At 67.6% G+C, this 13,552-nt stretch carries 11 protein-coding genes; 7 read left to right on the top strand and 4 right to left on the bottom strand.

All coding sequences use genetic code 11. From position 1 onward, the window contains the following. Positions 1-184: 184 nt before the first annotated feature. Together KQ304_RS12375 and KQ304_RS12370 are read right to left on the bottom strand one after the other, a co-directional pair. Complete coding sequence (locus tag KQ304_RS12375) at positions 185-1,198, bottom strand: sensor domain-containing diguanylate cyclase (protein WP_259737357.1); 1,014 nt, start codon at positions 1,196-1,198, stop codon at positions 185-187. Beyond that, entirely contained in the window at positions 1,195-2,445 is a 1,251-nt protein-coding gene (locus KQ304_RS12370; RefSeq protein WP_399229376.1) for a PQQ-dependent sugar dehydrogenase, read from the bottom strand. The genes KQ304_RS12375 and KQ304_RS12370 overlap by 4 nt, the downstream gene beginning before the upstream one ends. A 37-nt stretch (positions 2,446-2,482) precedes the next feature. On the opposite strand from KQ304_RS12370, the gene KQ304_RS12365 reads away from it, so the two are divergent. The 5 genes from KQ304_RS12365 to KQ304_RS12345 are packed head-to-tail and all read left to right on the top strand — an operon-like array spanning position 2,483 to position 8,758. Then, complete coding sequence (locus KQ304_RS12365) at positions 2,483-3,115, top strand: succinate dehydrogenase (RefSeq protein WP_259737355.1); 633 nt, start codon at positions 2,483-2,485, stop codon at positions 3,113-3,115. After that, on the top strand, positions 3,115-5,025 hold the full coding sequence (locus KQ304_RS12360) for a fumarate reductase/succinate dehydrogenase flavoprotein subunit (RefSeq protein WP_259737354.1): 1,911 nt from the start codon (positions 3,115-3,117) through the stop codon (positions 5,023-5,025). Before KQ304_RS12365 ends, KQ304_RS12360 begins: the two co-directional genes overlap by 1 nt. Continuing rightward, the gene (locus KQ304_RS12355) at positions 5,022-5,768 is read left to right on the top strand and encodes a succinate dehydrogenase/fumarate reductase iron-sulfur subunit (protein WP_259737353.1); all 747 of its coding nucleotides are present in this window, start codon (positions 5,022-5,024) and stop codon (positions 5,766-5,768) included. Before KQ304_RS12360 ends, KQ304_RS12355 begins: the two co-directional genes overlap by 4 nt. A 49-nt stretch (positions 5,769-5,817) precedes the next feature. Beyond that, positions 5,818-7,371 (top strand): bifunctional orotidine-5'-phosphate decarboxylase/orotate phosphoribosyltransferase, encoded by a 1,554-nt coding sequence (locus KQ304_RS12350; protein ID WP_259737352.1) that lies wholly within the window; start codon positions 5,818-5,820, stop codon positions 7,369-7,371. A 7-nt stretch (positions 7,372-7,378) separates the two neighbouring features. After that, positions 7,379-8,758 (top strand): cation:proton antiporter, encoded by a 1,380-nt coding sequence (locus KQ304_RS12345; protein ID WP_259737351.1) that lies wholly within the window; start codon positions 7,379-7,381, stop codon positions 8,756-8,758. 42 nt (positions 8,759-8,800) lie between these two features. Here the strand turns inward: KQ304_RS12345 and pyrC are convergent, their stop codons facing one another. Both pyrC and KQ304_RS12335 read right to left on the bottom strand, forming a co-directional pair. Then, positions 8,801-9,871 (bottom strand): dihydroorotase, encoded by a 1,071-nt coding sequence (gene pyrC / locus KQ304_RS12340; protein WP_259737409.1) that lies wholly within the window; start codon positions 9,869-9,871, stop codon positions 8,801-8,803. Between the two features lie 85 nt (positions 9,872-9,956). Next, positions 9,957-11,294, bottom strand: coding sequence for a TrkH family potassium uptake protein (locus tag KQ304_RS12335; protein ID WP_259737408.1), 1,338 nt, complete (start codon positions 11,292-11,294; stop codon positions 9,957-9,959). Between the two features lie 198 nt (positions 11,295-11,492). On the opposite strand from KQ304_RS12335, the gene KQ304_RS12330 reads away from it, so the two are divergent. Further along, positions 11,493-12,563: an amino acid ABC transporter substrate-binding protein gene (locus tag KQ304_RS12330; RefSeq protein WP_259737350.1), complete on the top strand. Its 1,071-nt coding sequence runs from the start codon at positions 11,493-11,495 to the stop codon at positions 12,561-12,563. Continuing rightward, positions 12,560-13,549 carry an ABC transporter permease subunit gene (locus KQ304_RS12325; RefSeq protein WP_259737349.1) on the top strand — a complete coding sequence of 330 codons (990 nt, stop codon included), beginning with the start codon at positions 12,560-12,562 and terminating at the stop codon, positions 13,547-13,549. Before KQ304_RS12330 ends, KQ304_RS12325 begins: the two co-directional genes overlap by 4 nt. Positions 13,550-13,552 lie beyond the last annotated feature (3 nt).

The raw sequence follows: 13,552 nt of genomic DNA, 5'->3' as shown, positions 1-13,552 counted from the left end.
CTCGCAGATCCTGGGGGGACCGGCATGGCGGGTGGCGTTGGGAACCTGATGGCCGTCCCGGGAAGCAAGGGACTGGCGCGGTGCTGGATCAGACCCTGTGCGAGCTGCGCGGCTCGCCGGCTTCGGCCTGACTCAAACAACATAACCCCATCAGCTGATCAGGTGCTGGGCCGGTTGCATGCCGTCATGACCTGAGCAGTGAGGCGATCTGGTTGCGACCATTGGTCTTGGCCAGCTCCAGGGCCCGTTCGGCCCGTTGCACCAGGTCACTGAAACTGGTGTCGTCGTGGGCAAGCGCTGACACCCCGCCGCTGATGCTCAGGTGGTAGCCGGAGCGCGAGAACACTCCGTTCATCCGGCTGGTGGCGTCCCGGATCCGTTCAGCCATCTGCAGAGCCACTGCGCCGCTCTGGCCGATCAGCAGGATCACGATCTCCTCATCCCCCAGGCGGGCGATGAAATCCTGCTCCCGCAGGAAACCCCTGCAGAGCCCACTGAAATCCAGCAGGACCCGGTCGCCGGCGGGATGCCCCCAGCGGTTGTTGATCTGACGAAAGTTGTCGATGTCGAGGCAGATCAGGGCCATCGGTTCAGCGGTTTCCCGGGCGTTCTCCAGTTCCCGTTGCCCCACGCTGAACAGGGCACCGCGGTTGGAGAGCCCTGTCACGGGACAGAGGCTGGAGTCGTGGCGCCATTCGATCTCGCGCATCACCACATCGGCCAGCAGGCGCAGCTGCTGCCTCTGCTCCAGGCTGAATTGCCGCGGTTTCTGATCGATCACGCAGAGCGTGCCCAGGTTGTGGCCGTCCTTGGTGCGCAGGGGAGCCCCGGCGTAAAAACGGATGCCAGGGGCTGAGAGCACCAAGGGGTTCTCGCTGAAGCGCTCGTCCTCAAGGGCATCGGGCACCACCATCACCTCGTCGTTGGTGATGGCGTGGGCACAGAAGGCCACCTCCCGCGGGGTTTCGCTCACCTCCAGCCCCTCCCTGGAGAGGAACCACTGCCGGTCGTGATCCACCAGGGAGATCAGGGCGATGGGCATGTCGAAGATCGCGCTCGCCAGCTTGACGATCCGATCGAAGTGAAGATCGCCGGGCTGATCCAGCAGTTGATGGCGCTGCAGCTCGCGCAGCCGCAGCGCTTCATCCGGGGGAACCGGATAGGAGCGGGCCGGACCATCACCTGCCGTTTCGTTCACCTTGTCTGCCGCAAGCCTGTTGGCAATGTAGGCAGAGCCGATTCCGCCGGCTCCAGCCGGATCAGGGCTCCATCGCCGGCCCCATCGGTGAGCACGTGCAAGTGGCCATCGGGTCCTTCGCGCACATCGCGCACGCGCTGCCCCACCGGCAGGACGCTCTGCCTCAGCACCTCTCCGCCGGGACCCAGCTCGATGCGGCGCACGTCCCTTGAAACGAGGCCGCCGGCAAACAGGTTGCCCTTCCAGGCGGCCACGGCCCGGCCGCTGCCCACCGCCAGACCCGAGGGGGCGATGGCCGGCGTCCAGACCAAGCGCGGATCGACAAAACCCGGTGCGCTCCTGAGCGGAGTGATCTCAGGGCCCGAGTACTCCCGGCTGTGGCTCACCGCCGGCCAGCCGTAGTTCCCCGCCGCCACCAGCAGATTGAGCTCGTCGCCGCCACGGGCCCCGTGCTCGCTCGACCAGATCCGCCCCTGCAGCGGGTCGTGGGCCAGACCCTGAATGTTGCGATGACCCAGACTCCACAGGGCTGGATCGGCGTCCGGATCCGAGCGAAAGGGATTGTCGGCGGGGATGGAGCCATCATCGTTGAGCCGCAGCACCTTGCCGAGACCGCTGGCCTTCGACTGGGCCTTGAGCCGGATCGCCTGGCCCTCCAGCTCGATCGGCGGGTTGCCCCCATCCCCCACCGACAGCAGCAGGGTGCCATCGGGCAGCCAGAGCAGGCGCGAGCCGAAGTGCTGGCTGCCGGGCTTGAGCGGCGTCACCGCGTAGAGCAGCGTCAGATCTTCGAGGCGGTGATCCACCAGCCGTGCCCGGACCAGGCGGGTCTGATTCGCCTGGGCCTCACCCGCCGAGAAGGTGAGGTACACGAGCTGATTGCGGGCAAAGCGCGGGTGCACGGCCACATCCAGCAGGCCGCCCTGGCCCATGGCCAGCAGCGGCGGCAGTCCGGCGATCGGTCTGGGGTCGAGCACGCCCTGACGCACCAGCCGCAGCCGACCGGGGCGCTCAGTGATCAGCAGGTCGCCAGCGGGCAGCCAGGCCAGGCCCCAGGGATGCTCCAGGCCGCGCACCAGCACCGTGCGGCGCACGCCGCCCTCGTTGACTGCGGCTTCAGCGACCGGGGCCTCTGGCCTCGCCCAGGAGCATCCAGGGGCCACAGCCAGGATCAGCGCTGCCAGCAGCCCGGCGCCTGACGGCAAACGGTCCCTGGAGGTGCCTCCGCTCAGCCTCCTGAGGGCCAATAATGGCCATGGCGTGGGCTGGAGTTCAAGCAGCGGCATGGCCCAGTTGATTCCGATCACAGCAACAATTCTGATTCTGTTCGTGCTGGGCCATGGGTTGGGGGCGGGTCTGGCGTTGCTGAATCCAGCGGCCTTCGAGCGCTACGCCACAGCCCTGCATCACGCCCCCTGGCTGCTGCCCCTGGAGATCAGCCTGGCGCTGGTCGCCCTCGGCCACCTGGGGCTCAGCGTTCAACGGCTGGTCGCCAACCGCCGGGCCCGGGGCATGGTGGCCTACAGCCAGTGGCGCAGCAGGCGTGGGCAGCCCCTGGCGGCCCTCTCCGGCCGCATGGCGCCCGTCAGTGGGGCTCTGCTGCTGTTGTTTCTGGTGGTGCACCTCGCTCAGCTGCGCTGGCCCCGGCCTGGGGATGGGCTGGAGCGGCAGGCCCTGGACCTGGCGCTGGCCTCCCCCTGGGCCCTGCTCCTCTACGTGCTGGCGGGGGTGGCCCTGGGCCTGCACCTGTTCCATGGTGCCGAGAGCCTCAGCCGCAGCTTCGGCTGGCTCGACGAGCACAACGCCACGGGGCTGCGCCTGGCCGGCCGCACCCTGGCGGCCGTGGTCGGGGGTGGCTTCGCCCTGCTGCCCCTGATGCTGCGATCCGCAGTCGCCCTGGAGGTCGCTGGGATCTGATGCGGCTCGATCCCCAGCTGCCATCGGGTCCGCTGGCTGAGGCCTGGAGCCGGCGCCGCCAGGATTTATCCCTGGTGGCGCCCTCCAACCGGCGCCACTTCCGGGTGCTGGTGGTGGGCAGTGGCCTGGCGGGCGCCTCGGCCGCCGCCAGCCTGGCCGAGCAGGGGTATCACGTGAGGCTGGTCACGCACCACGACAGCCCCAGGCGGGCCCATTCCGTGGCGGCCCAGGGGGGCATCAACGCCGCCCGCAACTATCAGAACGACGGCGACAGCGTTGAGCGTCTGTTTCGCGACACCGTGCGCGGCGGAGATTTTCGCGCCCGGGAGGCCGGCTGCCACCGGCTGGCCGAGATCAGTGGATCGATCATCGACCAGTGCGTGGCCCTGGGGGTGCCCTTCGCCCGTGAGTACGGCGGCAGCCTCTGCAACCGCAGTTTCGGGGGCTCGCAGGTGAGCCGCACGTTCTACGCCCGCGGCCAGACGGGCCAGCAGCTCCTCTACGGCGTGGTTCAGGCCCTGTTGCGCCAGGTGGCGGCGGGCCGGGTGGAGCTCTGCCCCCAGCGCGACCTGCTGGATCTGATCTGCCTCGACGGCGTGGCCCGCGGCGCCATCTGCCGTCACCGGCTCAGTGGTGCCCTCGAAACCCACACGGCCCATGCCGTGCTGCTGGCCAGCGGTGGCTACAGCAACGTCTTCCACCGCTCCACCAACGCGGTGCGCTCCAACGCCAGCGCCCTCTGGCGCGCCCACCGCCGCGGCGCCCTGATGGCGAATCCCTGCTTCACCCAGATCCATCCCACCTGCATCCCCAGCGGCGACCCCGACCAGAGCAAGCTCACCTTGATGAGCGAGAGCCTGCGCAACGACGGGCGGGTCTGGCTGCCGCGGCGGCCGGGGGATCAGCGTCGCCCCGACCAGGTGCCGGAGGCGGAACGGGATTACTTCCTGGAGCGGCTCTACCCCAGCTACGGAAACATGGTGCCCCGCGATGTGGCCTCCAGGCGTGCCCGCGAACTCTGCGTGGCAGGCCATGGGGTGGGGCCCGCCGGCCGCTCGATCTATCTGGATTTCGAGGAGGCGATCGAGCGCGAGGGCCGCGGGGTGATCGAAGAGCGCTACGGCAATCTGTTCGCCATGTACGAGCGCATCAGCGGCAGCGACCCCTACCGGGAGCCAATGCGCATCTATCCCGCTCCCCACTACACGATGGGGGGTCTGTGGGTGGACTATCACCTGATGAGCACAATTCCGGGTCTGTTCGTGCTCGGCGAGGCGAATTTCTCCGAGCATGGCGCCAACCGCCTGGGGGCCAGCGCCCTGATGCAGGGCCTCGCCGATGGGCTGTTCATCGCCCCGGCCACGGTGCCGGCCTGGCTGGCCGAACATCCCCACCCCGAGCTCGACGAACGCCATCCCGCCTGCCGCGAGGCCGCGGAGGGCGTGCGAGCGCGCATCGCCGCGTTGCGCTCCATCGGCGGCCGCCAGCCGGCGGAAGTCCTGCGCCGTCAGCTGGGGGCCCTGCTGATCGAGAGCTGCGGCATCAGCCGCTCGGCCCAGGGGCTGCGCTCAGGCCTCGAGGAGGTGGCGGCCCTGCGGGCCAGCTTCGATCGGGATCTGCTGCTGGTCGATCCCGGCACACCCCTGGATCCCGAGCTGGAGAAGGCCCTGCAGCTGCAGGATTACCTCGAGCTGGCGGATCTGATGCTGCGCGATGCCCTGGCGCGCGAGGAGTCGTGCGGAGCCCATTTCCGCGAGGAACACCAGAGCCCGAGCGGTGAGGCCCTGCGCCGCGACGACCAGTTCAGCCACATCGCCGCCTGGCAGTGGCAGGCGGATGGAGCACCGATCCGCCATCAAGAACCGCTGCAGTTCCGATCGATCAGCCCCACGGCCCGGAGTTACCGATGAGTGGCCCCACCAGCATCAACCTGCGCCTGCGGATCTGGCGACAGCGTCAGGATCAGCCCGGCGGCGGCTTTCTCACCTATCCGCTCAAGGACCTGAGCCCCGACCTTTCCCTGCTGGAGGCCCTCGATCGGCTCAACCAACAGCTGCTGCTGGCGGGCGAGCGGCCGGTGTCCTTCGACCACGACTGCCGCGAGGGCATCTGCGGGTCCTGCGGCTTCCTGATCAACGGCCAGGCCCACGGGCCCCGCAGCGGCACCGCCGTCTGCCAGCTCTATCTACGCGACTTCAGCGATGGCCAGACCCTCACCCTCGAGCCCTGGCGGGCCCGCGCCTTCCCCCTGATCCAGGACCTGGTGGTGGACCGCTCTGCCTTCGATCGGTTGCTGATGGCCGGGGGCTACCTGTCGGTGAACATCGGCAGCGCGCCGGAGGCCAATGCCCTGCCCGTGGCTCGGGAGCAGGCCGCCCAGGCCTTTGAGGCCGCCAGCTGCATTGGCTGCGGCGCCTGCGTGGCGGCCTGTCCCAATGCTTCGGCCAGCCTGTTCGTGGCGGCCAAGCTGGCCCATCTCGAGCTGCTGCCCCAGGGTCAGCCCGAGGCCCAGCAGCGCTCCCTGCGCCTGCGCGAGCAGATGGTGGCGGAGGGCTTTGGCACCTGCGGCAACCAGCTGGAGTGCTCAGCCGTCTGCCCGAAGGAGATTCCCTCCAGCTTGATCAGCCGCATGAACCACCTGGCGCGGGGTTGAGCGGCCGGGGGGTGGCCTGCACTGCCATGCTGACCCAGGGGCAGGGGCCATGAGCTTTTTCGTCAAACTCACCGAAGCGATGGCCAGCCGCCAGTCGCTGCTCATCACCGGCTTGGATCCCAACCCGGAGATGCTTCAGACCTGGACGCGCCACAACGCCGGCAGCGGCTCGTTCCTGGCCCAGGCCCGCCGCTGGATCAAGGCGGTGATCGAAGCCACCTCCGACAGCGTCTGCGCCTACAAGCCGAGCCTGGGTTTCTACCAGGCCCTGGGGCCCATCGGCCTGGAGCTGCTGCGGGAGGTGCGTGAGCTGGTGCCGCTGGAGCTGCCGCTGATTCTCGATGCCAAGCATGGCGATCTGAACAGCTCCTCGGCCCTGGCCCACTACCTCTTCCGTGACCTCGGCGTCGATGCGGTCACCCTCTCGCCGCTGGCGGGGCAGGACATCGCCGCCCCCTTTCTGCTCTATCCCGACCGGGCGGTGGTGCTCACCTGCCACAGTTCCAATCCCGGGGCCCGGGTGGTGCAGCACCACCCCAACGAAGACGACCCCCTCTACATCACGATCGTGCGGGAGACCCAGCTCTGGGGCACCCCGGAGCACCTGCTGCTGGAGGTGGGCACCAGCGATCCGGCCGTGCTGGCACGGGTGCGGCGGGAAGCCCCGGAGCGCTTCTTGATCCTGCGCAGCCTCTGGGGCGAGGAAGAGCGGCTGGAGGCCCTGCTGCAGGCGGGCCTCAACAGTTCAGCCGATGGCCTGCTGCTGCCGCTCCCCCAGCACCTGCTGGTGGAGGAGGGCATGGCGGCGGGCACCAGGGCCCTGCGCCAGCAGATCGAGACGATGCGGGCGAACTGGGACGGCGGCACGGCCGATCGCTGTGATCTCTGGCTGCCGACGCCCCGCGGCGGATCAGCGGCGCCAACGACCACTGCCAGCGCACCCTCCGCTGCCGAGGTCCTTGAGCTGGGGCGGCTCGAAGATCAGCGCCTGGACGACCAGCGCCTCGATGAGCTGCTGGTGGATCTGTTTGATATCGGCTGCCTGCTCTTCGGAGAGTACGTGCAGGCCTCCGGTGCCGTCTTCAATTACTACATTGATCTGCGCCGGATCATCTCTGATCCCAATTTGTTTCACCGGGTGCTGCATGCCTATGCCCAGCCCCTGGCCCAGCTGCAATTCGACCGCATCGCCGGTATCCCCTATGGATCCCTGCCCACCGCCACAGGACTGTCGCTGCAACTGCATGTGCCCTTGATCTATCCGCGCAAGGAGGTCAAGGCCCACGGGGCCCGCCGCCTGATCGAAGGGGATTTCGAGGAGGGCGAAACCGTCGTGGTCGTCGATGACATTCTGATCACCGGTGGCAGCGTGCTGGAGGGCATCGCCAAGCTGGAGTCGTCGGGCCTGAAGGTGCGCGATGTGGTGGTGTTCATCGACCACGGCGGCCAGGCCATCGCCCGTCTGGAGGCCCAGGGCTATGCCTGCCATGCGGTGGTGGGCATCGAGCGCATCACCAGTTCCCTGCGTGCGGCCAATCGCCTCAGCCAGGACCAGGCCGATCTGCTGGCGGCCCCCACCCAATCCACCTTGCCCTGCCGTTGATTCGCGGATGCTTCTTGCCCCAACCCTCAGCCTGAGCCAGATCCTGCTTGGCGCTGCCACGGAGCAGCCCAATGCACTGGAATTCCCCATTCAGGCGCATCTGCTGTTCATCGGAGTTCTGTTTCTCGGCACTCTGGCCATCAGCCGCTTCTCACCCAAGATCGGCATCCCAGCCATTCTCGGGGTGCTGCTGCTGGGCCTCTCGATCAATGTCAGCAGCCTCAGCATCACCCATGCCCAGGCGGCGAACTTTCAGTTGCTGGGCCTGGCCCTGCTGCTCTTCTACGCCGGGCTTAAGACTGATCTGGCGGCAATCCGGGGATTCTTCGAATACGGGATCATCCTGGCCATCGGTGGGGTGGTGGTGTCTTCACTGCTGCTGGGTGGGGTGATCTGGTTCCTGGCCTCCCCCGGGGCCAACTCCCTCACCCTGGGGGGCGTCGAAGCCATTCCGATCGGCGCCGCGATGCTGATCGCCGCCTGCCTGGGCTCCACCGATGCGGGAGCCACCTTGAGTGTGCTGCGATCGGTGCGGCGCCAGGTTCCCCTGCGGCTGCAGCACCTGCTGGAATTCGAATCTTCGGTGAATGATCCCTCTGCCCTGCTTTTCTACGGGCTGGTGGTGGGCATCTTCGTGAGCGCCGGGGCCGCCGCCGGGACCACCAGCCTGGAGAGCACGGTGCTCACTCAGATCAGGCTCTTTCTGCAGCAGATCGGTGCCGGCCTGGTGGTGGGCTTCATCTTCGGCTACCTGGCTCGCTTCGTTGTGAACTACCTGGTGGAGGATCGCTCTCAGCTGCTGGTGGTGGCCATGTCAGTGGCGTTTGTGGTCTACGGCGTGACCAGTTTGCTCGGGGGTTCCGGATTCATTGCCATCTACGTGACCGGGCTGTTTCTCACCAACACGACCTACCGTTCGCCTGGGATCAATCACATCACGATTCAGGAGGTGCTGCTCCCCTTCAACACGATGACGGAGATCACGATCTTCCTGGTTTTCGGTCTGCTGGTCTATCCCCCCGATCTGATCGACGCCCTGCCGATCGGCATCCTTGCGGCCCTGGGGCTGATGCTGGTGGCACGCCCCATCAGTGTGCTGATGTTTCAGCCATTCTCCCCCTTCAGCTTCAAGGAATCGATGCTGGTGTCGTGGTGTGGCCTGCGTGGCGCTGTTCCCCTCGCCCTCGCCCATGACCTCAGCCTGGCGATCCCCAGAATCCGTGGCATCGACCCCGCCATCATCGACGAACTCAGCCGCAACGCCGAGAGCATCATCTTCATCGTGGTGGTGGTCAACCTGTTCATCCAGGGCATCAGCCTGCCCCACCTCGCCCGGGCCCTGGGCCTGGTGCCCAGCCCGGCGGCCCAGACCAGCCTGATCCCCTGAACCGGATCGCCTGGGCCCAATCGCCTGAGCCCCTGCGCCAGATCAATCGCTGGTGAATTTGATCTGCCAGGACAGGGTCTCGCCGGCCTGAAACGGCACCAGAGGCTGCCCCACCTCCCCCTGGCCCCCCAGCTCCAGCTTCAGGGGAACCTCCAGGGGCTGGCGCACCAGTTCGATCCTGTCCTCGTTGAGCGGCAGGCCGTAGAAGCGGGGCCCGAACTCCGAGGCGAAGGCCTCCAGCCGCTCCAGGGCGCCCTCCTGCTCGAACACCTGGGCGTAGCTCTCAAGGGCGTGGGGGGCATTGAAGATGCCGGCGCAGCCGCAGGCCGACTCTTTCGCCTGGCGCGAGTGGGGCGCCGAATCGGTGCCCAGGAAGAAGCGCGGCTCTCCTGAGGTGGCAGCCCCGCGCAGGGCGATGCGGTGCAGTTCCCGCTTGGCCACCGGCAGGCAGTAGGCGTCTGGCCGCAACCCGCCCTGGAACATGGCGTTGCGGTTGATCTGCAGGTGGTGGGGCGTGATCGTGGCGGCCAGGGTGGGGGGCCCCGCTGCCACGAAGGCCACGGCTTCGGAGGTGGTGATGTGCTCGAACACCACCTTCAGCCCCTGGTGGCGCTGCAGCAGAGGCTCAAGATGGCGCTCGATGAACACGGCCTCCCGGTCGAAAACATCCACGTCGGGATCGGTCACCTCGCCGTGGATCAGCAGCGGCATGCCGATCCGCTCCATCGCCTCCAGCACCGGCGTGATGCGCGCCAGATCACTGACCCCGGCCTCGGCGTTGGTGGTGGCCCGGGCCGGATAGAGCTTGGCGGCCGTGAACACCCCCTCGGCGAAGCCCCGCTCCAGCTCACTCGCCGCGATCGTGTCGGTGAGATAGGCCGTCATCAGGGGCTCGAAGCCAGTGCTGGCGTCCACCGCCGCCAGGATGCGCTGCCGGTAGGCCGCTGCCGCAGCAGCAGTGGTGATCGGTGGCAGCAGATTGGGCATCACGATCGCCCGCCGGAACACCCGGGCTGTTTCCGGCGCCACGGCCCGCAGCATGGCGCCATCGCGCAGATGCACATGCCAGTCGTCGGGGCGGCGGATCAGCAGTTGCTGGGGAATGGCCGCCATGGAGCCGCGCTCGCGCAGAGATGGACCCATTCTCAGCCCCGGCGCTCGGCCTCCCTGGAGCTCCAACAGCTCGGAGCAGGTGCTCTTAGAGGTAGAGCTCCTCGTGCTGATACGAAATCTTCGACGTGGGGTGGCTGCCGAAGATCGCCGAGAGCAGCAGCAGGATGCCGATCCGCCCCACGAACATGCCCACCATCAGCACCAGCTGGCCCCAGCGGTTCAGCTCGGCGGTCACCCCCAGATCCAGGCCCACGGTGGCGAAGGCGGAGATGCAGGTGAACAACTTCTGCAGGAAGGAGAACGCCTGCCCCTCGGTGCTCACGCCGCGATCCAGGCCCAGCACCAGGGCCATCAGCAAGACGAACAGCAGCGAGGCCAGGGTGACCCCCACCGCCCGCAGCACCACCTTGTCGGAGATGGTGCGGCGCCGGATCACCACCGTGTCCTCCCCCCGCAGGGTGGAGCGGGTGGCCGCCACCAGGCTGGCGAAGGTGGTGGTCTTGATGCCGCCGCCGGTCCCGCCGGGGCTGGCGCCGATGAACATCAACGTCATCATCAACAGCAGGCCTGCTTCCGAGATTCCCTCCACGGAGATGTGCACGGTGTTGAAGCCGGCGGTGCGGGTGCTCACCGACTGAAAGAACACCACTTGCACTTCCTGCCACCAGGGCAGCGGCGTCAGTCCGCTGGAGCGGGTGAAGTGCTCGGTGAACAGCAACCCCGCGGCGCCGATCAGGATCAGAGCGATCGTGCAGCGCAGCACCAGGCGGGTGTGCAGGCTGAAGCTGCGGATCATGCGCACCTTGAAGCGGTTCTGCCAGAGGTCGTTGGTGACCCGGTAGCCGATCCCGCCCGAGACGATCATCACCATGATCACCAGGTTCACCACCGGGTTGGCGCTGTAGCCCATCAGGCTGTCGCTCCAGAGCCCGAAGCCGGCGTTGTTGTAGGCGCTGATGCAGTGGAACAGCGCCGCCCACAGCCGCTCCCGCGGCAGGGGAATGTCGCGGAAACCGATGGTGTAGAGCACCAGGGTGCCGATGCCGATCACCCAGGCGGCGGTGATCAGGATCGAGTGGAAGGTGCTGCCGATGCCACCCACGCCGAACTCGTCCATGGCGCGGCCGCGATCCAGCCGCCGCCGCAACCTCGAGCCCCGCTGCACGAAACCCTGCAGAAAGGTGGTGATGGCCATCAACCCCAGGCCGCCGGTGAGGATCAGCAGGGCCAGCAGCACCTGCCCGGGGAAGGTGAGCTCCTGACCCACATCCACCACCGTCAGCCCGGTCACCGTGATGGCGGAGATCACCGTGAACAGCGCTTCCCAGAGACCGACGCGTTCGGAGGAGAACACGGGCAGGGCCATCAGCAGGGTGCCCACGGCGATCACCAGCAGGCCGGTGAGCACCGTGAACTGGGGCACCGTCAGCCGTGTCCAGCGTTGCTGGAAGGGCTCCAGCAGTTCACGGATGGGGTTGGTGGGGGCGGGGGTGGATGGCCTGGAGGGGGAACTGGCGCTGCCTGGCACCCATCGATTCCGGAGTCGCATCATTATCAGCCCGGGTTAGCGGCATGTCCGTGGCAGAGCTGGCAAACTGCGCCCACTGCTCGGCTCCTGTAGATGCAACCCTCGCCCCGCTGGCTCCTCGCCCTGCCCCTGCTGCTGGCCTTCGCCCTCGGTGGTTGCGCCGATGACAGCGGCAGCGGCGGCGGTGTCCAGAGCGTCAAGCTCTCCACCATCCGTGGCCGCGGCAAACTGGTCTGTGGGGTGGACGGCAAGCTGCCCGGCTTCAGCTTCCTCGGCCCCGATGGCACCTACAGCGGCCTCGATGCCGACACCTGCCGCGCCGTGGCGGCGGCGGTGCTGGGCGACCCGGCCAAGGTGGAATTCCGCGACCTCAACTCCAGTGAGCGCTTCGCCGCCCTGGCCAGCGGGGAAGTGGACATGCTGGCCCGCAACACCACCATGACCCTCAGCCGCGATTCGGCCGGCGGCAACGGCATTTCCTTCGGTCCAACCACCTTCTACGACGGTCAGGGGGTGATGGTGCCGGTGGCCAGTGGTGCCACCACCCTCCAGGATCTCGACGGCAAGCCGATCTGCGTGGAGAGCGGCACCACCACCGAGCTCAACCTGGCCGACCGCATGCGCGAGCAGGGCATCTCCTACACCCCGCTCAAGTTCCAGACCGGTGACCAGACCTATGCGGCCTACCTGGGGGGCCGTTGCGTGGCCGTCACCAGCGACCGCTCCCAGCTGGCGGCCAAGCGCAGCAGCTTCCCGAACCCCGATCAGCACACCCTCCTGCCGGTGGTGATGAGCAAGGAACCGCTCACCCCCGCCAGCGTCAATGGCGACCCCGCCTGGGCCGATGCCATGCGCTGGACGGTCTTCGCCCTCTTCCAGGCCGAAGAGCTGGGTATCACCAAGGCCAATGTGGCCGCCAAGGTGGCCGAAGCCAAGGCCAACACCAACCAGGCCGACCTGCGTCGCTTCCTGGGGGTGGAGGGTGATTTCGGCAAGCAACTGGGTCTGCCGGCCGATTTCGTTCCCAAGACGATCGCGGCGGTGGGCAACTACGGCGAAATCTTCGAGCGCAACGTGGGCACCGGCTCGCCACTCAAGCTGGAGCGGGCTGAGAACCGCCTCTGGACCGAGGGCGGCCTGATCTATTCGCCTCCCTTCCGTTGAGCGGCACCTTCGAGCGAATTCCCTGGTGGCGTGATCGCCGGGTGGTGCCCTGGATCGTCCAGGCGGTGGTGGGCCTGGTGCTGCTGCTGGTGATCAGCCTGCTGGTGGGCAACCTGGTGCGCAACCTCACCGGCGCCGGGCTGTTGCTGAGCTGGCGCTGGCTGGGCCAGCCGGCCAGTTTCGATGTGGCCGAGAGCCTGATTCCCTTCGACGCCTCGATGCCCTACTGGCGTGCCCTGCTGGTGGGGCTGGTGAACAGCCTGCGGGTGATTGTGGTGGGTCTGGTGGGGGCCACTCTGCTGGGCACGGCGGTGGGCATGGCCTCCTTCAGCAGCAATGGGCTGCTGCGGCGGCTGGCCCGGGTCTATGTGGAGGTGATCCGAAACATCCCCCTGCTCCTCCAACTGCTGTTCTGGTACTTCGTGGTGTTTCTGGCTCTGCCCAACGGCACCGCCGCCTTTCAGCTGCCCGGCGTCGTCGTCTCGAAATCGGGGTTGTACCTGGCCTGGTTCGCCCAGGGCTTCAGTTGGCAGGGCCCGGAGCTGGTCAATGGGGTCTGGCAGGCCCCCCTGCGCCTGTCGGTGGAGTTCACAGCCCTGCTCACTGGCCTGATCACCTACAGCGGTGCGTTCATCGCTGAAGTGGTGCGGGGTGGCATCGCCTCGGTGCCGCAGGGTCAGTGGGAGGCGGCCACCTCCCTGGGCCTGCACTGGAGCGCGAGCATGCGCTCGGTGGTGCTGCCCCAGGCCCTGAGGGTGATCGTGCCCGGCCTCAACAGCCAGTACATCTCCCTGGCCAAGAATTCCGCCCTGGCCGTGGCGGTGGGCTACGTGGATCTGTACTCCGTTTCAGAAACCACCCTCAACCAGACCGGCCGGGCCCTCGAGGTGTTCCTGCTGCTGCTGGGCTCCTACCTGATCATCGATCTGCTGATCTCCGCTGTGATGAACGGTGTGAACCAGCTGGTGCAGATCCGGGAGCGCTGAGCC

Origin of the sequence: Synechococcus sp. CS-1329, assembly GCF_025128055.1 — a bacterium.
Lineage (GTDB): Bacteria > Cyanobacteriota > Cyanobacteriia > PCC-6307 > Cyanobiaceae > Regnicoccus_A.
This window is presented reverse-complemented; position numbering and strand designations above follow the sequence as displayed.

Coding starts and splice junctions, on each gene's coding strand:
- KQ304_RS12365 (WP_259737355.1), top strand. CDS start 2,483: ATGGCCCAGTTGATTCCGATCACAGCAACAATTCTGATTCTGTTCGTG.
- KQ304_RS12360 (WP_259737354.1), top strand. CDS start 3,115: ATGCGGCTCGATCCCCAGCTGCCATCGGGTCCGCTGGCTGAGGCCTGG.
- KQ304_RS12355 (WP_259737353.1), top strand. CDS start 5,022: ATGAGTGGCCCCACCAGCATCAACCTGCGCCTGCGGATCTGGCGACAG.
- KQ304_RS12350 (WP_259737352.1), top strand. CDS start 5,818: ATGAGCTTTTTCGTCAAACTCACCGAAGCGATGGCCAGCCGCCAGTCG.
- KQ304_RS12345 (WP_259737351.1), top strand. CDS start 7,379: ATGCTTCTTGCCCCAACCCTCAGCCTGAGCCAGATCCTGCTTGGCGCT.
- pyrC (WP_259737409.1), bottom strand. CDS start 9,871: ATGGCGGCCATTCCCCAGCAACTGCTGATCCGCCGCCCCGACGACTGG.
- KQ304_RS12330 (WP_259737350.1), top strand. CDS start 11,493: ATGCAACCCTCGCCCCGCTGGCTCCTCGCCCTGCCCCTGCTGCTGGCC.